Raw genomic sequence first — 22,061 nt, 5'->3', positions numbered from 1 at the left:
TTACTGTTTTTGTGATTATAGTACAATGAAGTGATAAATGATGCCAACGAAATCAGAAATGTTCCGATTTCCAGCAAATCACGAAATGTAACAAAGCTATCCACTGCAATCACCTCCCAGCTGTTCAAATGAGCAGTGGGAGCAGAAACAAACCGCCTACCGTTATTGGTATGCCCTCGAATGTTAGTATACCACACTTCTACAAAAATGTCAAACAAAAACCACCGCATCGCCTGCCGGAGGAATCCGAGGGAGTGATGCGGTGGTTTGTTTTCTTAATGCTGTTCCGCGGCTTTCAGCTGCCGCAGATAGCGGCTCAGAAAGGCATAAAAGCTGCACACTGCCTCCTGCCCTCTGGCGTGGCGGTGCAGCTGTAGGATAATGGCACGCTGGCAGGTAGGTTCCGCAATAGGCAGCAGGCGAATCTGCTCCATGCTGTCCATGCCCCACGTATAGTGCGGCCAGAAGCCCACTCCCAGTCCGCTGGCGATCAGGTTTTTGACAGTGTCCGGACTGTCGCTCTCATAGATGATGTGCGGGACAAATCCCGCCTGCATGCAGTAGCGGTCACAGATCGTGCGGATACTGCGGGAACCGGACAGGCTGATGAAATCCTCATGGGCAAAGTCCTGTAAGCGGACACTTTCTTCGCTGGCGTAGGGCGAATTGTGCGGAACTGCCAGAAAAATGCGTTCCTTGAACAGCTCATACCGTTCCTTGGTATCTGTGGGGATCTGAAAATTTTCCCGCGTGAAAACCGTGATGTCTGCGTCCTCGCACTGCGAGTTCTGGATCAGCCGGAAATGCAGCCCGTCATGGTCTTTTTTATAGGAGATCAGTGCCTGTGTCACCAGTGTGGAAGCTGCCAGCACATTCAGCCGAATGGTCTTTTCCCGTTCCAGAGCCATTTGCTGTAGTTGCGTAGGAATTTGGTGCAGAGTTTTCAGCACCGGTGTCAGAGCGTTCTGCAGTGCCTCACCGTATGTGGTCAGGGCAATGTTCCTGCCGCTGCGGTAAAACAGAGGCACGCCCAGTTCCTTTTCCAGCCGGCGGATACTCTGGGTGAGCGAGGGCTGTGCAATGTGCAGCTGCTCCGCCGTGCGTGTCATGTGCTGGTTCTGTGCCACTGCATAAAAGTATTCCAGCTGTAGCAGTTCCATGGTTACTTCCGCAGGGTGTCGCAGCAGGTGCCGGCTCCGGCAAGCTTTTGCAGTTTGACAGCACACCAGCCGGATGCTTCCCGCCGTTCCAGCACGGCGAAGTCATAGGCAGTCACAGTGTCCAGCACTTCGTCTGCCCGTTCCGTGATGATGCCGGACAGGATCAGAATGCCGTTGTCTTTCAGGAACGACGGAAACAGCGGAGCCATGCCCTTGATGACATCTGCCACAATGTTGGCGGTGATGACATCATAGCCGCTGCCGATCGATTCCCGCAGGGCGGTGTCTGTGATGATGTTGCCGCAGGAAATGGTATAGTTTTCCGGATTCAGGTGATTTTCTGCGGCGTTTTCCTTGGCGATGCGGGTGGCATTTTCCTCAATGTCTACGGCATAGGCTTCCTTTGCCCCCAGCAGCATGCCGCCGATAAACAGAATGCCGCTGCCGCAGCCCAAGTCCAGCAGGCGGGTGGCAGGGGTGATCTCATTTTCCATCAGTTCCAGACAGAGCCGTGTGGTGTGGTGCTGTCCGGTGCCGAAGCTGCTTGCCGGATCGATCTCCAGAATGGTTCTGCCGGCGGCTTCTGCGGTGGGTTCTTCCCAGCTGGGCTTGATGTACAGCTTGTTTCCCACCGGAAACGGCTTGAAATACTGTTTCCAGTTGTTCGCCCAGTCTTCCTCCCGAATGCCGGAGCAGACAGCTTCCAGTCTGCCGTACTGGTGTTCGGTGTCCTCGGCTTTCATCTGTGCCAGCATGGTTCGCAGAGCTGCCAGCATTTCGGCACCCTGTGCATCTTCCGGCAGGTAGACCGTGACGCAGGTTTCACAGCTTGCCAGTTCCATGAGCCCGTCCTCCAGATAGTCCCACTTGCCGTCTTTCTGTTCCAGAAACTCCTGAAAATCCTGTGCGTCCTGTACCATGCAGCCGCGGATCCCCAGATCCTGCAGCCGGACGCTCAGCAGGTCAATGGCGGGCGTGGCGGTGTAAATATCAACTTGTGTCCAGTTCATGCGGTTTCTCCTTTTTGCAGTTCGTTTTGTTCCTGACGTTTACGGACATTTTCTTCCTGAATCTGCCGTCCCTCGGCAATGAGGTATTGCAGCCGTTCCTCGTCCCGCTGTTTCAGGGCATCGCGGTAGTCCGTAAGGTTTTCGATCAGCAGATCGAGGTGGTACAGCAGGTTGTCCCGATTGTCCAGAAACAGGGCAGCCCACATAGATTCGTCCATGGTTGCCACGCGTGTCATATCCTGAAAGCTGCCGCCGGAGAAAGACAGGGCATCGTCCATGCAGAAGTCCTTGACATAAGAGCTGGAAACCACGTGAGCCAGCTGAGAAGTATAGGCGATCATGTTGTCGTGCCACATGGGCGTAGCAGTGACGATCTTGCCGAAGCCCATCTGGTCTGCCAGTTCCTTGACGGCGTCCAGAGCCGCTTCATCGGTGCCATCCACTGGTGTGACAATGAGGTTGGCGTTCTGGAACAGGTTGGGAATGCTGGCGTAGTAGCCGTTTTTCTCCCGTCCAGCCATAGGGTGTGTGCCCACATACCGCACATCGGCTTTCCGGCAGCGGTAGGTCAGATCCCGCACCATACGCCCTTTCAGACCGCAGGTGTCTACCAGAATCGTGCCTGCCGGAATTTTAGGCAGGGCTTCCTGTACCATTTGAATGGCAATACGCTGGTGCAGGCAGAGAATGATCATATCATAAGTGCCGTCTGTCATAGTGCCGGTGCCGTCGATCGCCCCGTCGGCAATGGCATCGTCCAGAACTGCCTGCTGTACGTCACATCCGTAAACGGCATGGGAAGTGGCTGCTTTTATCGATTTGCAGATAGAGCCGCCGATCAGTCCCATGCCAACTACTAAGATTCGCATGTTACGTTCCTCCAAATTTTCAGTATGGTACTATTGTAACACGAATTTGGGAAATCGTCAAGGCGGCGAGTTGCTTAGGGCAATACCGCACAAAGAGCGTCTGGCGACTTTGCACGCCATCTGCTTGCAAATTTCTCGTCATATTTCACAAAAATGCTCGTGAATACATCAAGTATTCACTCCGCTTTTTGTTTCATCTGACGAAAAATTTGACGACGCATCTGTCGCACAATCTTTGTGCGGTATTGCCTTAGAGGAGTTCTACCTATTATTATGCAAAAGATTTTGAAAGAACCCCTCCACCAGCTTCGCTGGTCCCCCTCCCCTTTCAGGGGAGGCTTAGAGCCTGTTTGTCTGGCGGCTGCAATTGCAACAGACAAGGTGAAATGCACGTAATTTCGCTGGTTTTTTGTCCGTTTGTCTGGTTGGCTTGTCTGTCTTGGGGGTGTCGTTTCGGAAAAAAATTGATGCACGTGCTTGACAAATCCGGAAAATCGTGGTATACTAAAAACATTCCCTGCGGACGTGGTGAAACTGGCAGACACGATAGATTTAGGTTCTATTGCTTCGGCGTGCAGGTTCAAGTCCTGTCGTCCGCACCAAAGGTTCTTTAGAAAGGCTGTACAGTTTTCGGACTGTGCAGCCTTTTTGTATGTATCGGTGATCGCTTTCGGATTTTCTCCTGAATTCCGACTTGAAAAGTGCCGGAAAATATGCTATACTAGTGTAGTCAGCATTTTCCGCGGCAAGGATCCTGCGGAGTCTGCGAAAAATCATAGGGAATCCCCGTGAATGTCATGTGCGGATTGCCGATACCAAGAAAGGAATTGCAATCATGAGCGAACCGAAAAAACCGATCAGTCATGCCAAAGAGCCGGAGCCAAAACCGGATATGGATAAAAAAGCTTCTTCCAAAGGAGGCAGTCATGTCCGCAAGCGAAAACTCCGGTTCGACCGGATCGCAGCAGTATTCGTGCCGCTGCTGCTGATCGTGCTGCTGATCGGAGCACTTTGCTTCCACAGCTGCCAACGCCGGAAGCAGCCTGAGGATTCCGGCAATGTGGCTGTGGCAACGGCAACCACGAAGCAGACCGAAAAGGCAACAGATAAGCCCAAAAAGACCACAGAGCCGGACGTGGCAACCGATACCACCAAGACCACAACCAGCACCGAGGAAACCAGCCGAAAGGACGGGAAGCAGATCACGCTGGCGGCAAAGGGTGTCGATCAGGGCAATCTGATTCTCATCAACAAGGAACACAGCTACGATTTCCCCAACGGTGATCCCAAGCTGGAAAGTGTCTACGAGAAACGAAATAGTTCCTACAGCGTCAGCGATATGGAAGTACAGCTGGACGCAGAAACCATTGCCCAGCTGAACAAAATGATGTCCGCTTTTGAAACCGAAACCGGTCTTGGCGGCATGCAGGTGTTCAGCGGCTATCGGGACAAGGCAGATCAGGATTCCCGCTATGAGGACGGCAGCACCGGATTCCGTGGCGGCTATTCCGATTATCACAGCGGCCGCAGCTTCAACCTGAAAATCAATTTCGGGGACGGCACTTCGGACTATTATAATGCAGAAAAGTATCCGAAGTACAGCTGGATCGCAGAACATGCCGCAGAATATGGCTTTGTGGTACGCTATCCGGACGGCAAGGACGAAAAAACCGGCGAGGACAGCCGTACATATACATTCCGCTATGTAGGCGTACCCCATGCTCTCTATATGCAGGAACACAACCTCTGTCTGGAAGAATACATCGACCGTGTACACAGCTACAGTGCGGACAACCCGCTGGAGATCACGGCTGATGGCAAGACCTATCAGGTGTTCTATGTGGGCATTGGCGGCACAAAGGACGTACAGGTCACCATTCCCAGCGGCACCTATACCGCTTCCGGGGATAATATCAGCGGATATATCGTGACTTGCGAATAAAACGGTGTTTTCATGATACTGTACAAAACGAATGAAAGACCGCTGCTGGTTTCTCTTGTGAAACTGGCAGCGGTTTTTTGTGTTTCGAATTGTGGGAAACGTCGCTACTTACAAAAAAAGAGCTTTATTTTTACAGATGCTTTTTCGTATAATTAGATTGAAGGTTTTGCTTTACAAGAAAAAACAAAATACATCATATGAAAACTTTCTTTTTTTTAAAATGACAAGAATACATTGACAAACCGGAGTATTTGTGCTATAATAATATACGTTGATTCGCCAAAAATGGCGGGAGAGCAATAAAAGAAATGCTGTTATAGCTCAGTTGGTAGAGCACTTCCTTGGTAAGGAAGAGGTCACCAGTTCGAATCTGGTTAACAGCTCCAGGAATTTGCACGCGGTCTGTAGAGATTGCGTGCTTTTTTGGCTTTGTATGTGAAAACTGTTGCAGAGTGAACTGTGTCCGTCTGTCAATCGCCCAACGAAAAAAAGACTTGACAAGTCGGTGCAAATCGCGTATAATAGAAATAGGAAGAGCATACCAGCAGACGGTCTGCTCCCTCATAGCGTTTTTGAATAACCGCCCGGGTTTAGCAGTCAGGGCGGTTATTTCCGTTTGTTGTCGTTGTTATGGAAAATATCGTGCATCAATGCTATAATAGCAACGATCAGGATGCTGTACTGAATCAAATCTGACCAAGTTACGTATTCCATACCACTCACTCCCTTCTGGGAGCTGGAATAGACCGCCTACCGTTTCAGGTATGCCCTTAAATTCTAGTATACCACACTCTGCAAAAAATGTCAAACAATAGTTTGCGGTATGCAACTAACCGCATTTTCCAGCAAATCACAAAATGTAACAAAGCGATCCACTGCAATCACCTCCCATGTGTTGAATTACACAAGTGGGAGGGAATACTCCGATCTTGAACAACGAAGCGTTTTGCTTTAACACTTTTCTTTACAAATGCAACAAGTCGAATTTCAACGAAATTGGTCACTGTCATCAAATAAAACAAATTTTAATCGACAAAAACATTCTTTTTTTCAAAACAAAAAGAACTCATTGACAAGCTGAAATATTTGTGCTATAATAATATACGTTGATTCGCCAAAAGCGGCGGGAGAACAATAAAAGAAATGCTGTTATAGCTCAGTTGGTAGAGCACTTCCTTGGTAAGGAAGAGGTCACCAGTTCGAATCTGGTTAACAGCTCCAAGAATTTGCACGCGGTCTGTAGAGATTGCGTGCTTTTTTGGCTTTACCGGAAAATCGCATCAACACAGTGAGATTCGGAATTTCTGTGCGGTATTGCCTTTATTCTCTCCGGAAAATTGCAGAAAAAGCATTGCCTTTTTGAAAAAGATGTGTTATAATAGAAGTTACACAGTCGAAAGATTGGGGGCGATTTTATATTTTATATTGGTTGCCCCAAGGGGAAACCGTCCCTGCAAGAAAGGAGTTCGAACTTCATGCAGAAAAAAATGCTCGCTGCCTGTACCGCTTTTTGTGCACTGGCAGCCCTTATGGTAGGATGCACAGATGTTTCCGGCAATGGCGACAGCCAGACACCGGTAAATATGACCGCAGAAACAACGGCTTCCGAAGAAGCAGCAGAAACTCAGCCGGCAGAAACGGAAACTGCGGCAGAGGACATCGAAACGACGGACACGACAGCTGCCGGCGAAACTGCCGACACCACAGAAACCACTGCCGCAGTCACCGCAGAGGCAGCCGCCTCTCAGGGGACAGTCGGGAATACCGGCATGACAGAAAGCGAATGGGTGGCACAGGCTCAGCAGATGTACGAAAAGGCTGCACAGACCTATTACACCTATCTCTGCTCCAGCAGCGGCTTTACGTATGATACTGAGGACACCATTGCCAATGACTACGTGCGGATCACCAGCTGTGACACGCTGGAAGATGCCGAAGCACCGTACTACGCCGTGTTTGCCAAGTCTGCTCACGCTTCGGACTTTGACGGCATGCTGGAAATGTCCGATGATAAGCTGTACGGCAGAATGGGCGACCGCGGAGCCGATATTTCTTATGTATCGTCTGCGGTAACGGCTCTCACCGCCAGCACCTCCAGCCAGCTGACCTTTGCAGTCACTTCCAGCTATGAAGATCCCGAAGACGGCTCTGCCTCTACCAAGGAGGACACATTCACGCTGGTGCTGGAGGACGGCTCGTGGCGTGTGGGACAGTTCACTATGCCGTATTAAGGAGGGAAGATCATGTTGCAAAAACTGTTTGCCGGACTGACGGCATCGGTGCTGTGCGGCACGATGCTGGGAACTCTGTGGGCTGCTTCTGCAGAAGAAACCGATGCCCCTGTGAAAAAGACGGTGGAATGTGCAAAGAGTACAGCCCTGACTACCGATGTGCCGAAACCGGTGCCGGACAGCCAGATCACCGGCAGAATTGTGGTGGAAGTACAGGACTATCCGGTGCATGTGACTGTGCAGAAGTTCACACCGGAGGGCACACCGACCTATTATGATATGAACCTGTCGCCGGCAGAAGACGCCGACATAACAGCGTATGTGCTGCTGGTGGACTACTGCGAATGCCCGCAGAATCCGTCGGAATTTCCGCATACTTATACATCGCCGTCCCTGACCTGCATTTATAACTCCGTGTATCACGTTTCCGTCAGCGAACCGGATACAGACGGAGCCATATTCGAGGACGACAGCGTGCTGATCGCAGACCCCCACATGGAAGCATCTGTCAGCGGAAACAGCACGTATACATATGCGGTTTCGTTTCCGGAGCAGATGACGGAACCGGTGTCCGCTTCAGAACCGACTGCGGAAGTCACTGCGGAGGGCAATTTGCAGGTATCCCGTGACATCTCTCTGCTGTATCGTCCGTTTGTGACCGGAGATACCGACGGCAGCGGTGCGATCGATACCACAGACGTGTTTTATCTGATGTATTACGTTGCTTCGAAGTCCGCCGGTGTGGCAGTGCCGGAAAATGTAAAACCTGCGGCATGCGATATTGACGGTAACGGACTTGTCGATTCCACAGATGCATTTTATCTGATGCTGTATTGTGCATATGCCGGCATCGGAAAAACCACTTCCTTTGCAGATCTGGTTGCAGGAAAATATTGAGGCAATACCGCACAAAGAGCGTCTGGCGACTTTGCACGCCATCTGCTTGTAAATTTCCCTTCAGAGCCTGTTTCGTATCTTCCCGCACGCATCTTGCGTGCATATTTTCCGAGATACTTCGGGAAAATACTCGAAAATCCACAAAGGATTTGCTCCGTTTTTCCCTTCATCTCTCAAAAAATCTGACGACGCAATCTGCATACGTCAGATACGAAACAGACTCTCATATTTCACAAAAATGCTCGTGAATACATCAAGTATTCACTCCGCTTTTTGTTTCATCTGACGAAAAATTTGACGACGCATCTGTCGCACAATCTTTGTGCGGTATTGCCTTGAGTGTTCAGAACAAACTGTATGCTCTGTAAAAGATAGTCGTTCTAGGTTTCACCTGGAACGGCTGTTTTTGTTGTCATGGGTGAGCTGTGTCATGGAAACCGAAACACCCCCTCATCTGGTATGCAAAAAAAATGAAAAACTGGCAATTGCAGCAATGCCAGAATTGTGGTATAGTGAAGATAATCTCTCCGGTACCAGCCGGAGCAAACTACTATTCTGGAGGAATTATCATGGGAAGTCGTTATGAACTGAATAAAAATCTGGCACAGATGCTCAAGGGCGGTGTCATTATGGACGTTACCACACCGGAACAGGCAAAGATTGCCGAAGCAGCCGGTGCCTGTGCCGTTATGGCTCTGGAACGCATTCCGGCAGACATTCGTGCAGCCGGCGGCGTGTCCCGTATGAGTGATCCGAAAATGATCCGCGGCATTCAGGAAGCTGTCAGCATTCCGGTTATGGCAAAGTGCCGTATTGGTCATTTCGCAGAAGCACAGATCCTGCAGGCGATCGAGATCGACTATATCGACGAGAGCGAAGTGCTCTCTCCGGCAGATGACAAGTACCACATCGACAAGACCAAGTTCGATGTGCCGTTTGTCTGCGGTGCAAAAGATCTGGGCGAGGCTCTGCGTCGTATCAACGAGGGTGCTTCTATGATCCGTACCAAGGGTGAACCGGGTACCGGTGACGTGGTTCAGGCTGTCCGCCATATGCGTATGATGCAGGCAGAGATCCGCCGTCTTCAGTCTATGGCAGAAGATGAACTGTTCGACGCTGCCAAGGAACTGCGTGTGCCGTATGATCTGGTGCAGTTCGTCCACGACAACGGCAAGCTGCCGGTAGTAAACTTTGCAGCAGGCGGTGTGGCTACTCCGGCAGACGCGGCTCTGATGATGCAGCTGGGTGCAGAGGGCGTATTCGTTGGTTCGGGTATCTTTAAGTCCGGCGATCCGGCAAAGCGTGCCGCAGCGATTGTCAAGGCTGTCACCAACTATCAGGACGCAAAGATGCTGGCAGAACTGTCCACCGATCTGGGCGAAGCAATGGTCGGCATTAACGAGCAGGAGATCTCCCTGCTGATGGCGGAGCGTGGTAAGTAATGCGAATCGGAATTCTGGCACTGCAGGGTGCATTTGCAGAGCACCGCATGATTCTGGAGAAACTGGGAGCAGAAAGCTTTGAGATCCGGCAGAAGCGGGACTTGGAACAGCCGATGGACGGGTTGATCATTCCCGGCGGGGAAAGCACCGTCATGGGAAAGCTGCTGAAAGAACTGGACTGTTATGACGAAGTTCGCAGCCGCATCGAGAACGGTCTGCCGGTATTCGGCACCTGTGCCGGTCTGATTCTGCTGGCAAAAGAAGCAGAGGGCGGCAAGGTGCAGCTGGGGACAATGGACATTGCGGCTCGGCGGAACGCCTACGGCAGACAGCTGGGCAGTTTCGCAGTGACGGCAGAAATGAAGGGCGTGGGAGAAGTTCCCATGGTCTTTATCCGTGCCCCGTACATCACCGCAGTTTCCGGCACGACAGAGGTTCTGGCAGAGGTAGAGGGCAAGATCGTTGCCGCCAGAGAGGGAAACCAGCTGGTCACAGCGTTCCACCCCGAACTGACAGCAGACACCCGCGTGCATGACTATTTCCTGCATATGATTGCAGAAGCAAAAGTGTAAAGATAACACACACCGCATGGTTTCCGTTTTTTCGGAAAACACATGCGGTGTGTTTGTTGTGTATCGGGGGAATGCCCTCTGTTGCATTTCCCAGCAAAAAAGCCCTTGGGCAATACCGCACAAAGATTGTGCGACAGATGCGTCGTCAAATTTTTCGTCAGATGAAACAAAAAGCGGAGTGAATACTTGATGTATTCACGAGCATTTTTGTGAAATATGACGGGAAATTTGCAAGCAGATGGCGTGCAAAGTCGCCAGACGCTCTTTGTGCGGTATTGCCCTTGACAAATGCGGCATTCTGGCGTATAATAAAAGTAAAGAGAGGGCATACCAGTAGACGGTCTGCTCCCATGTTAAGCTATCAAGAGATAACCGTCCAAGTTAGCAGCTCAGGGCGGTTATTTCCGTTTATGGTCATGATGATCGGAAAGCAAAATTGCTGTCTGAATCAATCTAATCTTTTCCAAAAAGAAAGTGCATCACAACGAGCAAATGCCGCTTGCTATTTTCGGGCAAGTCAAAACTTCAAACGCAAAAGAGAGGACAACCGTCAACCGGTCTGTCCTCTCTTTTATATAGTACATATTTCATGTCCCTTGTCTGTCAGGGGATTTTTTGTGCGGTATTGCCTTTGATATTCTTTTAATCCTGCATGCCACGAAGGATCCAGTCGTACATGCCCTGATACTGCAATGCAGAACTGCCCCACGAGAAATCCTGTTCCATGCCGCGGCAGAGAATGTCGTTCCAATCCTCGCGGTGGTCGAAGTAGATCTTCTTCGCATAGTTGATGGTATACAGCAGATCGTCTGCATTGTAATGGGCAAACGTGAAGCCGGTGCCGGTCTTTTCGTATTCGTTATAGGGTACAACGGTGTCTTTCAGTCCGCCGGTTTCCCGTACAATGGGCACAGTGCCATAGCGGAGCGAGATCAACTGGGTCAGACCGCAGGGCTCAAACCGTGACGGAACCAGCATCGCATCTGCCGCAGCATACAGCTTGTGTGCCAGCGGATCGGAATAGAAAATGTTTGCAGAAACCCGATCCGGATACTTGTTCTGATAGTACCGGAACATGTTCTCATATCGTGCTTCACCAGTGCCAATGATGACAAACTGGGTGAACTCGTCGGTAATGCGGTCGGCGATCCAGTCTACCAGGTCCAGACCCTTCTGGTCGGTCAGACGGGAAATAATCGCGATCATGAACTTGTTCTCGTCCTCCGGCAGCCCCAGTTCTTTTTGGAGAGCCAGCTTTGCCTGCTTTTTCTTTTCCACAGCGTCCTTGACGGAATAGTGTACATCGATCTTTTTGTCGGTCTGGGGATTGTAGACCTCGTAGTCAATGCCGTTCAGGATACCGCGGAGCGAACGGGAGCGTGCACAGAGCAGACCGTCCAGCTGTTCGCCGTAATAGGGGGTCTTGATTTCTTCGGCATAGGTTTCGCTGACGGTCGTGATGTAGTCCGCGTAGACCAGACCGCCCTTGAGCATGTTGGCATCGCTCTTGAACTCCAGCTTATCCGGTGTGAACATGTAATCCGGCAGGTTGGTGTTGTAGACAAAGTGACGAATGTCCCATACGCCCTGAAATTTCAGGTTGTGAATGGTCATGATGCTCTTGGTGCCCCAGTAGAAGCTGTGGGTGGCAAATGTGCTCTTGAGGAATACCGGAATCATACCCGTCTGCCAGTCGTGGCAGTGAATGATGTCGGGGTGGAATCCGATGACAGGCATTGCCGCCAGAACCGCCTTGGAGAAGAAAATGAAGCGTTCAATATCCCACTGGGTGGAGTCGCTGTAGGGGCGGTCACACTTGAAATAATACTCGTTGTCGATGAAGTAGAAGTGTACGCCCTCATAGACATATTCCATGATACCGACATGGACATTTTCCACATGTCTGCCGTAGTCCATGTAGAAATGGCTGACATAGCGGAACTGGCTGCGGTATTCCCACGGGATACAGGTGTAGTTGGGAATGACAACGCGAACGTCATACTCGTTGTGATTCAGACTTTTAGGCAGTGCACCTACAACATCGGCAAGCCCGCCGGTTTTGATAAAGGGAACGCATTCGGAAGCCGCAAATAAAATATTTTTCATCTTGCAATCTACTGTGCCACAGGGCACATACTCCTTTCGCATGTATCATAGGCAACACCGCACAAGCCTGTTTGCCGGCTTTGTGCCACAGTCTGTGTGCAGACTATTCAGCATATGCATCAACATCTGAGAATGTATTCTGCACACAATCGGTGTACCGTGTCGCCTGTACTTTTATTATACTCTTTTTTTTGCGATTCGTCAAGAGATTTCGCAAAAAATGAGAAAATATTTCCACAAAAACACGTCGCAATTTGTCGGTGTTGTACAGAAATCAACAGGATTTCATGCGGTATCTATGCGGAACGTCCAGCCAGTCTGTCTATATGGTATCGTTCAGCACTTCCACCTTGACTACCTGTTCCAGCTGCACCGGAGAGGTTTCCTTTGTGCCGCCGGTGTAGGTGATCGCAATGTTGTACCCTTTTTGCAGGGCAGAGAGGGCGATCTTGGTGTGGTGCCATGTGATCGGCGTATCCTCGGACAGGGTAAACGAAAAGCTGCCCCGTCCGTTGCTGTCGTTGACTTCCAGTCCGTCGGCACGAACCTTTCCGCCGCTGATCTGAGAAATTGTTGCATAAATGGTGGTGCAGTCCTGCACGTCAATGACTTGCTGCTGTTGTTTCAGAGTCTGGGCTTTTCCCAGAAAGAATCCGCCTGTGCCACCGCCCAGCAGTAATACCAAAGCCGCCGCCAGTGCACCCCATTTCCCCTTGCTTTCCGCACTCATTCCGCACGCTCCCGCATCAAGGCGATCTCTGCGGCATAGCCGTCGTCCTCGTTAGGTGTTTCCAGAATGAAAGGCAGATGTTTCAGGGCAGGGTGGTTGATCACCCGCACCAGTGCTTCCAGTCCAATATAGCCCTGCCCCAGCTTCTGGTGCCGGTCTTTGTGGGCACCGCAGGGATTCATGCTGTCGTTCAGGTGCACAGCGTACAGCTTGTCCAGCCCAATGACTTTGTCAAACTGGGTCAACACGCCGTCCAGATCTTCTGCAATATTATAGCCTGCGTCCCAGATGTGGCAGGTGTCCAGACAAACGCCCATTTTTTCGGTCAGCTGGACGCGGTCGAGAATGGCACGCAGCTCCTCAAAGGAACGCCCCACTTCGCTGCCCTTTCCCGCCATGGTTTCCAACAGGACAGTGGTGGTCTGCTCCGGTGTCAGCGTTTGGTTCAGGGCATCGGCGATCTGTTCAATGCCGACTTCTGCACCCTGTCCGGTGTGGCTGCCGGGGTGGAAGTTGTAGTACTGGTGCGGCGTATACTCCATGCGTTTCATGTCGTCCTGCAGCATGTTCAGCCCGAACTGCCGAATGTCCGGCTTGGCGGAACAGAGGTTCATGGTATAGGGAGCATGTGCTACCAAATGGTCGATGTCGTGTTCCGCAGCGAAGGCGAGAAACGCCTGTACATCGCTTTCCGCAATGGGCTTTGCCGTGCCGCCTCTGGGATTGCGGGTGAAAAAGGCAAACGTGGTTGCCCCCAGTTTGACGGCATGTTTTCCCATTGCCAGATAGCCCTTGGACGAGGGCAGGTGGTTTCCGATTCGCAGCATCATTCAGTCCTCCTTGGTGGTAGTAACTGCCGTTTCGGCAGGTTCGGTGGTGACAATGTCCTCCGGTTCCGTGGTGTTGTCCAGATCGTCCATAACGCGGAGAAGTACCTTTTCTGCCACGTCATAGGTTTTCTGCATCTTTTCCTTGCTGTCCGAAGTTTTTACCGGTGCACGCAGACCAATGGAAAGGTCGCGGTCTACATTTCCTGGATAGTCGATCTTCGTGGCGAAATCCGTGTGCCGCAGGTAATAGCCGTTGCCGCGGATATTTTCGTGACCAGTGTATTTTTCGCTAAGGTCTGTCAGGGTTTCGTCTGCCATGATGTATTCGTTTGCCTTGGCATCAGTAATCACCATGACCGCTTCGCCCATCTGGAATTCCGCGGAAAGCTTGGTGGAATTGCCGGTGAAATAGTCCATGTCGTCAATGTTGTCGCTGACGGGAATGGGGTATATGTCCACATGTACCTTGCCGTCCCCGTTTTCATCGTCGGTGAACTGCTCCAGATATTCTTCCAGCTGCTGGCGGTGATTCTGCATTTCCGTGTCGTCGGTAATCAGCAGTACGATCATATCCGGACGGACTTTCGTCACATAGTCCACGATCAGGAACACGAAAACACCTACGATAAACACGGTGATTCCCAGCCACCACTTGCTGTGGTACAGGAAATTGCCGAGTTTCTTCCAGAAGGACATCTTGGGCTTTTCCTCTTTTTCCTCGTAGATGGTGTCGCTCTCGGTGATAATGCCCTGTTTCAGCCGCATCAATTCAATGCGGTCCTGCTGGATCTTCTTGGCGTATTCCTCTTTTTCCTTTTTCTCCCGTTCCGCGAGGAGTGCCTGCCGGCGTTCTTCCGCCTCCGCCTCTTTTTCGGCTTCTTTGGCATCGATTTCCCGCATGGTTTCGAGGAGAGATTTGCCCTTTTCCTTTTTGTGCTTTTTCGGCTGTTCCGGCGGCGTGCCGGCAGAATGGTTTTGTTTTTCTTCTTCCTGCATCAAGTGACCTCACTTTTTGAGAAAATCAAAAGGGGGAAACTCCAACAGATACCCTCGATCTGTACGAATTCCCCCTTATCGTTTCATGTGTTCGGAAATTTCATTTCAAAGTCGCCAGACGCTTTTTGTGCGGTATTGCCCAAAGGCATCTGCCTGTCAGAAATGAAATCATTATGCTTCGGGTTCTTCTTCCTCAGCGTCTGCTTCGTCCTGTTCCTGTCCCAGCTTCGGCAGCGGCCGCATGGTGGGGAACAGCAGGACATCACGGATAGACGGGCTGTCAGTCAGGAGCATGACCAGTCTGTCCAGACCCAGTCCCAGACCGCCTGTCGGCGGCATGCCGTATTCCAGAGCTGTGACGAAATCTTCATCTACTTCGCCGGTCATATCACCCAGTGCACGGCGAGCTTCGACCTGCTTGACAAAACGTTCCTTCTGGTCTACCGGATCGTTCAGTTCGGAGAACGCGTTACCCATTTCGCGGGCATAGATGAAGTACTCGAAACGCTCTGTGAACGCCGGATTTTCCGGCTTCCGCTTTGCCAGCGGGGAGTTTTCTACCGGATAATCATAGATGATAGTCGGCTGGATCAGCTGTTCTTCCACAAATGCGTCAAAGAACGCGATCAGCACGTGTCCCTTGGTAGCGTTTTCGCCTTCTTCGACTTCCACGCCCTTTTCCTTGGCACACGCTCTTGCATCGGCATCCGTTGCCCAGTCGTTGTAGTCCACGCCGGCATACTTCTTGACAGCTTCTGCCATTGTCAGACGTTCCCACGGTTCGCCCAAACGAATGTCTGTACCCTGATAGGAAATGATGTCCTTGCCGCAGATCTTCTTTGCCAGTGTGCGGTACATATCTTCGATCAGATCCATCATGCCGTGATAATCGGTGTATGCCTGATACATTTCGATAGAGGTGAATTCCGGATTGTGAGAGGGATCCATGCCCTCGTTCCGGAAGATGCGTCCCACTTCATACACACGGTCGAAACCGCCGACGATCAGCTTTTTCAGATTCAGTTCGGTTTCGATACGCAGGAACATGTCCATGTCCAGCGTGTTGTGATGTGTCACAAACGGCTTTGCCGCAGCAGCGATCTGCAAAGGCAGCAACACCGGTGTTTCCACTTCCAGATAGCCGATGCCGTCCAGATAAGCACGAATCTCCCGCAGGATCTGGCTTCTGGTGACAAAAGTCTGCTTGACATTCGGGTTTACGATCAGATCCAGATACCGCTGACGATAACGGGTGTCCTGATCCTTCAGACCGTGCCACTTTTCCGGCAGGGGCAGCAGGGACTTGGAAAGCATGGTGATCTCTGTTGCGTGAATGGAAATTTCGCCCTTGCGGGTGCGGAATACGAAGCCCTTCACGCCGACAATATCGCCGATGTCCCACTTCTTGAATTCCTTGAAATTTTCCTTGCCGATGTCGTTCATGCGGACGTATACCTGAATGCGGTCAGTAGAATCCCGCACGTCAATGAAGTTTGCACGTCCCATATCCCGCCAGCTCATAATACGTCCGGCAATGGAGATCGGCTGTTCTTTCAGGGTGTCCAGCTTTGCCTGTAAAGCTTCTTCATCATCGCCGGCTTCTTCCTTGAACTTTGCCTCAGTGACTTCATAGTCTGCCTTGACAGATGCTGCCTTTGCGGTGACATCATACTTGGTAATGGTAAACGGGTCGTTGCCGTCTGCCTGCCGCTGCCGCAGCTTTTCCAGACGGATCTGCCGCAGGGTGTTGCTGTCCTGTTCCTGTTCCGGAACGGACGGTGTGTTCTGATTTGCCATGGGATTCACTCCTATATCTATTACTTGCTGATTTCCAGAATCTCGAACTTCAGTTCGCCTGCCGGTGCTTCGATGAGGAAGTTGTCGCCGACTTTCTTTTTCATTGCACCCTTGCCGATAGGAGATTCGTCAGAAATTTTGCCTTCCTTGAAGTTGGCTTCGTTGCTGCTGACGATCTGGAGGGTTTCGATCTTGCCGGTGCGGAAGTTCTTGATCTTAATGGTAGAACCCAGACCGACTTCATCGATAGAAGCGTTGTCGTCTACGATCTCAGAGTTGTCCAGTGTGTACTGGATCTCCATGATCTGTGCTTCCATGATCGCCTGTTCGTTTTTCGCTTCGTCATATTCCGCATTTTCGGAAAGGTCGCCCTGTGCACGTGCTTCTTTCAGCTTCTGTGCCATTTCTGCACGGCGGACGGTTACCAGATAGTCCAGTTCTTCCCGCAGCTTGGCTGCACCGGATTTTGAAATCTGCTTCTTTGCCATAATTCTCATGCTCCTTTGATTCCGTGCGGCAGGGCTGTGTGTCTGTGCAGACCGCCTGCCGCCATGTTCTTTCTGCCGCAGACCAACTGCCTGCCAGCTTAGACATTATATTATTATAGTATATTTTCGTGCAGTTGTCAACTATGAATTTTGGACAACACCGCATGAATCCATTTTCATTCTTTAGGGAAACAGTGAAGCCGGCGGCGGTGAGGCTGTCATGAAAATGGATTTCCGTAGCTTTTCAAAAATCGCCCTTGACAAACTCAACAAAAACCGATATAATAAAGGAAACACTGCATAAAGTCCGCCTGACGGCTTTGCACGCAATCTGCTTGCAGATTTTCCGTCATATTGCCCAGAAATCCCTTGCCATACGAAAGTATGCCTGCGGAATTTCTATGCAATCTGCCGAAAAATCTGACTACGCATCTTACGCACAAGCTTTATTCAGTGTTTCCTAAAGAAAACAAGAAATGCAGAGAAGAGGAGGAGTATCCCGCCGCTGGTTCTGACAGAGAGAAAACGGTCGGTGTAAGTTTTCGGACAGTGTGGGAGAAGGTAGCCTCGGAGCAGCACAGGGGAAGTTTCCGTGAGGACGGAAATGGGTAGTCTGTGCCGGTTCGCACCCGTAACCGTGCAGGATGAGTGCGGCAAGATCGTTGCCGAATTCAGGTGGTAACACGGACAGCAGACGGAAAATTTCCCGGCTGATTCGCCCTGAGCAATTCTGAGGATTGCCGGGGCTTTTTTTATCGGTGATCGAAATGGAAAGGAACGAACTTTATGAAACAGGAACTGGCGAAATCTTACCAGCCGAAAGACTTTGAAGACCGCATCTATAAAATGTGGAACGACAGCGGCAGCTTCACGCCCCATGTGGATTCTGAGAAGCAGCCCTATACCATCGTGATCCCGCCGCCGAACATCACCGGACAGCTGCACATGGGTCATGCACTGGACGAAACTTTGCAGGATATTCTGATTCGCTGGAAGCGGATGTCCGGCTACAGTACCCTGTGGCTGCCGGGTACCGACCACGCTTCCATTGCGACCGAAGCCAAGATTGTGGAAGCCATGCGGAAAGAGGGTATCAAAAAAGAGGACATCGGCAGAGAAGCTTTTCTGGAACGTGCATGGGCATGGAAGAAGCAGTACGGCGGCAGGATCGTGGAACAGCTGAAAAAGCTGGGCTCCTCCTGCGACTGGACAAGAGAACGCTTTACCATGGACGAGGGCTGCAGCAAGGCAGTCAAGGAAGTATTTATCAAGTACTACGAGGAAGGTCTGATCTACCGCGGCAAACGTATCATCAACTGGTGCCCGAAGTGTCTGACTTCCATTTCTGATGCAGAAGTAGAATATGAAGTGCAGGCAGGGCATTTCTGGCATCTGCGGTATCCGCTGAAGGACGGCAGCGGCTATCTGGAACTGGCAACCACCCGTCCGGAAACCCTGCTGGGCGATACTGCCGTAGCAGTCAACCCCAACGATGAACGCTACAAAGATCTGGTGGGAAAGACACTGATCCTGCCGCTGGTACACCGTGAGATCCCTATTGTGGCAGACGATTATGTGGAAATGGACTTCGGAACCGGCGTGGTAAAGATCACACCGGCACACGACCCGAACGACTTTGAAGTGGGGCTGCGGCATAATCTGGAAGTTATCAACGTGATGACCGATGATGCAAAGATCGTGGACGCATATCCGAAGTATGCCGGCATGGATCGCTATGAGGCAAGAAAGGCAATTGTTGAAGATCTGAAAGCAGAGGGTGCACTGGTAGAGATCGAGGACTACAGCCACAATGTAGGTACCTGCTATCGCTGCGGCACCACGGTAGAACCGCGGGTTTCCAAGCAGTGGTTTGTCAAGATGAAGCCACTGGCACAGCCGGCGATCGACGCTGTCAAGAACGGCAAGACCAAGTTCGTTCCGGAACGGTTCAACAAGATCTATTTCCATTGGCTGGAAAATATCAAGGACTGGTGTATTTCCCGTCAGCTGTGGTGGGGACACCAGATTCCGGCGTTCTACTGTGACGACTGCGGCGAAATGGTTGTTACCAAGGAAAACAGTGCAGTCTGCCCGAAGTGCGGCAAGCCCATGCGGCAGGATCCGGATACACTGGACACCTGGTTCAGTTCCGCACTGTGGCCGTTCTCCACACTGGGCTGGCCGGACAACACCGAGGAACTGAAATACTTCTATCCCACCAATACACTGGTCACCGGTTATGACATCATCTTCTTCTGGGTAGTCCGCATGATGTTCTCTGGTCTGAAGAACATGGGCGAAGTGCCTTTCGATACTGTTCTGATCCACGGTCTGGTTCGCGACGAGCAGGGCAGAAAGATGTCCAAGTCGCTGGGCAACGGTATCGACCCGCTGAAGGTCATTGACGAATTCGGTGCCGATGCTCTGCGGTTTATGCTGGCAACCGGTAATGCTCCCGGAAACGATATGCGTTACAGTGATGATAAGGTCAAGGCTGCCCGCAATTTTGCCAACAAGCTGTGGAATGCTTCCCGTTTTATCATGATGAATCTGCCGGAGGATTTCCAGTACCACGGACTGCCGGAAGATCTGGAGCTGGAAGACCGCTGGATCGTGTCCAAGTTCAACGCCGTTGCCAAGGAAGTGGGCGAGAATCTGGATAAGTTTGAGATCGGCGTGGCAAGTGCCAAGATCTACGACTTTATCTGGGACGTTTACTGCGACTGGTACATCGAACTGACCAAGCCGCGGATTCAGGCTGGCGGTGCTGCCATGGAAAAGGCACAGGCTGTTCTGGTATGGGTAATGCGTGGCATGCTGAAGCTACTGCACCCGTTCATGCCGTATATCACCGAGGAGATCTGGCAGGTGCTGACTGACGGCGAATCCATGATTATTGTGGAATCCTATCCGGTCTACGATGCCAAGTATGACTTTGCCGATGCAGTACAGTTCGAAAAGGTCATCGATGCCATTCGTGCGATTCGGAACCGCCGTACCGAAATGCAGGTGCCGCCGTCCAAGAAAGCACGTGTCTGTATCGAAACGACCGAGCCGGAACTGTACCGGAGCACCGCGGTATTCTTCAAGAAGCTGGCTTCTGCTTCCGCTGTGGAAGTGGGCGAAAAGTTCGACATGCCGGACGCTGCCACCGCAGTCACGGACAGTGTCCGCATCTTTATCCCCATGGACGAACTCATTGACAAGGACAAGGAACTGGCACGGCTGAAAAAGGAGCAGGAAAAGGTACAGAAGGATCTGGACTTCCTGAGCAAGAAGCTGTCCAATCAGGGCTTCCTGGCAAAGGCTCCGGAAAAGCTGGTGGAAGCAGAAAAGGCAAAGCTGGCAAAGGCACAGGAGAAAATGGACAAGATCGTGCAGTCTATGGCAGCGTTGCAGTAATGATTGCAGGTATGTGAACGTATGAGGGAGTGAGTGCAATGACGTTTTCCGAAGCAATGACCTATATTCAGGGGTATCAGAAAAGCGGCAAGCCAGTGCATGACTTGTCCCGCATTCAGGCTCTGCTGGAAGCCCTCGGCAATCCGCAGGAGCAGTTGCAGGTGGTGCATATTGCCGGAACCAACGGAAAGGGTTCTGTGACGGCATTTTGTGCGGGGGCGGCAACGGCTGCCGGTTTTCGTACAGGCACACTGACCTCTCCCTTTATCCGGCACTATACCGACCGCATTCAGATCGACGGCAGGGATATTCCGCCGGAGGCACTGTGCCGCTTCTGTGAACAGGTGCAGGCGTGTCCGGTATCGCAGGACTGCTCGCAGTTCGAGATCACATTTGCCATTGCACTGCTCTGGTTCGTGGAACAGAAGTGCGACCTTGTGGTGCTGGAAACCGGCATCGGCGGCCTGCTGGACGCTACCAATGTGATAAAGAAGCCGCTGGTTTGTGCGATCACTTCAGTTTCCTTTGACCATATGGCACTACTGGGGAACACCCTGACGGAAATTGCCGCCCAGAAAGCCGGTATCATTAAGCCGGGCTGCCCTGTGGTGCTCTCCACGGACAATCCCATGGACGTGGTGTGTCTGGTACAGGACACTGCCAAGCGGAAAAATGCCCAGCTGGTGATCCCCAACATGCAGGACTGCCACATTGTGTCGGAAACGCTGGAGGAAATTGTGTTCCAGTATCACAGCTTCACCTATACGCTGCACATGTCCGGACGGCATCAGGTGTATAACGCTATGACTGCCATTGAAGTGATTCGGTTTCTGGGCATGCACGGCTATCTGATTACGGCGGCAACAGCAAACGAGGCGTTTTCCAAGGTGCGTGTCCCCGCGAGAACGGAAGTGCTTCGGAAAAATCCCACAGTACTGCTGGACGGCGGGCACAATCAGGCAGGTGTCATGGCATTGGCGGAACTGCTGAAACACGCAGGCACCAAGCCGATACACGGCATCTGCGGCATGATCTCCACCAAGGACTATGTCACTGCCTGCCGGATACTGGGTGATGTGCTGGATACAGTCACATGTGTGGACGATTTTGTACATAATGCCGTCCCGCGGGAAACACTGGCGGCATGCTTCGAAAACCACGCGGAAGTGCACACTGCTCCGTCATTGCAGCAGGCATATGAAACGGCACTGGCACAGGCAAAGGCAGACGGCGGCATGGTCGTCATCTGCGGCTCTTTGTATCTGGCAAGCGAGGTATTGCAGCAAAGTGATACGGCGGAAGATCATACGATGCTTTAATCTTATAAAGGAAACACTGCATAAAGCCCGCCTGACGGCTTTGCACGCAATCTGCGTGCAGATTTTCCGTCATATTGCCCAGAAATCCCTTGCCAGACATACAGTCTGCCTGCAGAATTTCTATGCAATCTGCCGAAAAATCTGACTACGCATCTTACGCACAAGCTTTATTCAGTATTTCCTAAATTTTCTGAAAACAGAAACCGGTACGGGAAAACTGAAATGCTCCCCTTTTGTTAGACAATATGGTATAATAGAAATATACCAATT

At 51.4% G+C, this 22,061-nt stretch carries 16 protein-coding genes, 3 tRNA genes and 1 other annotated feature; of the genes, 10 read left to right on the top strand and 9 right to left on the bottom strand.

Annotated elements, in window-relative coordinates; all coding sequences use genetic code 11:
- Nucleotides 1-275: 275 nt before the first annotated feature.
- Genes DXB92_RS05935 through DXB92_RS05925 form a run of 3 tightly spaced genes read right to left on the bottom strand, consistent with a single transcriptional unit; the run spans nt 276 to nt 3,039 of the window.
- Entirely contained in the window at nt 276-1,160 is an 885-nt protein-coding gene (locus DXB92_RS05935) for a LysR family transcriptional regulator (protein WP_021683183.1), read from the bottom strand.
- Between the two features lie 2 nt (nt 1,161-1,162).
- Nucleotides 1,163-2,170 (bottom strand): 50S ribosomal protein L11 methyltransferase, encoded by a 1,008-nt coding sequence (gene prmA, locus DXB92_RS05930; RefSeq protein WP_117733104.1) that lies wholly within the window; start codon nt 2,168-2,170, stop codon nt 1,163-1,165.
- Complete coding sequence (locus tag DXB92_RS05925) at nt 2,167-3,039, bottom strand: prephenate dehydrogenase/arogenate dehydrogenase family protein (protein ID WP_117733102.1); 873 nt, start codon at nt 3,037-3,039, stop codon at nt 2,167-2,169. Before DXB92_RS05925 ends, prmA begins: the two co-directional genes overlap by 4 nt.
- Before the next feature lie 519 nt (nt 3,040-3,558).
- On the opposite strand from DXB92_RS05925, the gene DXB92_RS05920 reads away from it, so the two are divergent.
- The 8 genes from DXB92_RS05920 to pdxT all read left to right on the top strand — a co-directional run bounded on the left by DXB92_RS05920 (nt 3,559) and on the right by pdxT (nt 10,123).
- Nucleotides 3,559-3,641: transfer RNA gene (locus DXB92_RS05920), tRNA-Leu, on the top strand.
- 233 nt (nt 3,642-3,874) lie between these two features.
- Nucleotides 3,875-4,981 carry a M15 family metallopeptidase gene (locus DXB92_RS05915; protein ID WP_051343626.1) on the top strand — a complete coding sequence of 369 codons (1,107 nt, stop codon included), beginning with the start codon at nt 3,875-3,877 and terminating at the stop codon, nt 4,979-4,981.
- 310 nt (nt 4,982-5,291) lie between these two features.
- Nucleotides 5,292-5,367: transfer RNA gene (locus tag DXB92_RS05910), tRNA-Thr, on the top strand.
- Between the two features lie 759 nt (nt 5,368-6,126).
- Nucleotides 6,127-6,202, top strand: a tRNA-Thr gene (locus DXB92_RS05905).
- 254 nt (nt 6,203-6,456) lie between these two features.
- Nucleotides 6,457-7,212, top strand: coding sequence for a hypothetical protein (locus DXB92_RS05900; RefSeq protein WP_117733100.1), 756 nt, complete (start codon nt 6,457-6,459; stop codon nt 7,210-7,212).
- Between the two features lie 12 nt (nt 7,213-7,224).
- Nucleotides 7,225-8,109 (top strand): dockerin type I repeat-containing protein, encoded by an 885-nt coding sequence (locus tag DXB92_RS05895; RefSeq protein ID WP_117733099.1) that lies wholly within the window; start codon nt 7,225-7,227, stop codon nt 8,107-8,109.
- A 566-nt stretch (nt 8,110-8,675) separates the two neighbouring features.
- Nucleotides 8,676-9,551 (top strand): pyridoxal 5'-phosphate synthase lyase subunit PdxS, encoded by an 876-nt coding sequence (gene pdxS, locus DXB92_RS05890; RefSeq protein WP_117733231.1) that lies wholly within the window; start codon nt 8,676-8,678, stop codon nt 9,549-9,551.
- Nucleotides 9,551-10,123: a pyridoxal 5'-phosphate synthase glutaminase subunit PdxT gene (gene pdxT, locus DXB92_RS05885; protein ID WP_117733097.1), complete on the top strand. Its 573-nt coding sequence runs from the start codon at nt 9,551-9,553 to the stop codon at nt 10,121-10,123. The genes pdxS and pdxT overlap by 1 nt, the downstream gene beginning before the upstream one ends.
- A gap of 642 nt (nt 10,124-10,765) precedes the next feature.
- Here the strand turns inward: pdxT and glgA are convergent.
- From glgA to greA, 6 genes are all read right to left on the bottom strand, one after another.
- Entirely contained in the window at nt 10,766-12,229 is a 1,464-nt protein-coding gene (gene glgA / locus DXB92_RS05880; RefSeq protein ID WP_117733095.1) for a glycogen synthase GlgA, read from the bottom strand.
- Nucleotides 12,230-12,551: 322 nt separating this feature from the next.
- Complete coding sequence (locus DXB92_RS05875) at nt 12,552-12,959, bottom strand: hypothetical protein (protein WP_117733093.1); 408 nt, start codon at nt 12,957-12,959, stop codon at nt 12,552-12,554.
- Entirely contained in the window at nt 12,956-13,786 is an 831-nt protein-coding gene (locus DXB92_RS05870; RefSeq protein ID WP_040646717.1) for a deoxyribonuclease IV, read from the bottom strand. Before DXB92_RS05870 ends, DXB92_RS05875 begins: the two co-directional genes overlap by 4 nt.
- Before the next feature lie 3 nt (nt 13,787-13,789).
- The gene (locus DXB92_RS05865; protein ID WP_117733091.1) at nt 13,790-14,785 is read right to left on the bottom strand and encodes a hypothetical protein; all 996 of its coding nucleotides are present in this window, start codon (nt 14,783-14,785) and stop codon (nt 13,790-13,792) included.
- A gap of 171 nt (nt 14,786-14,956) precedes the next feature.
- Nucleotides 14,957-16,582, bottom strand: a complete 1,626-nt coding sequence (gene lysS, locus DXB92_RS05860) for a lysine--tRNA ligase (protein WP_117733089.1) — start codon at nt 16,580-16,582, stop codon at nt 14,957-14,959.
- A gap of 20 nt (nt 16,583-16,602) precedes the next feature.
- A complete protein-coding gene (gene greA / locus DXB92_RS05855) occupies nt 16,603-17,070 on the bottom strand; it encodes a transcription elongation factor GreA (RefSeq protein WP_040646712.1) in 468 nt (155 codons plus the stop codon).
- A gap of 472 nt (nt 17,071-17,542) precedes the next feature.
- Nucleotides 17,543-17,796 (top strand) — a binding site (T-box leader).
- Nucleotides 17,797-17,856: 60 nt separating this feature from the next.
- Between greA and DXB92_RS05845 the strand changes: the two genes are divergently transcribed.
- Nucleotides 17,857-20,472: a valine--tRNA ligase gene (locus DXB92_RS05845; RefSeq protein WP_117733085.1), complete on the top strand. Its 2,616-nt coding sequence runs from the start codon at nt 17,857-17,859 to the stop codon at nt 20,470-20,472.
- Between the two features lie 38 nt (nt 20,473-20,510).
- Nucleotides 20,511-21,791 (top strand): folylpolyglutamate synthase/dihydrofolate synthase family protein, encoded by a 1,281-nt coding sequence (locus DXB92_RS05840; RefSeq protein WP_117733083.1) that lies wholly within the window; start codon nt 20,511-20,513, stop codon nt 21,789-21,791.
- Nucleotides 21,792-22,061: the final 270 nt, after the last annotated feature.

The organism is Ruminococcus sp. OM06-36AC (genome assembly GCF_003438725.1).
Taxonomy (GTDB): Bacteria; Bacillota; Clostridia; order Oscillospirales; family Ruminococcaceae; genus Ruminococcus_C; species Ruminococcus_C callidus.
The sequence above is the reverse complement of the archived record's forward strand: the minus strand, read 5'-3'. Positions and strand labels throughout refer to the sequence as shown.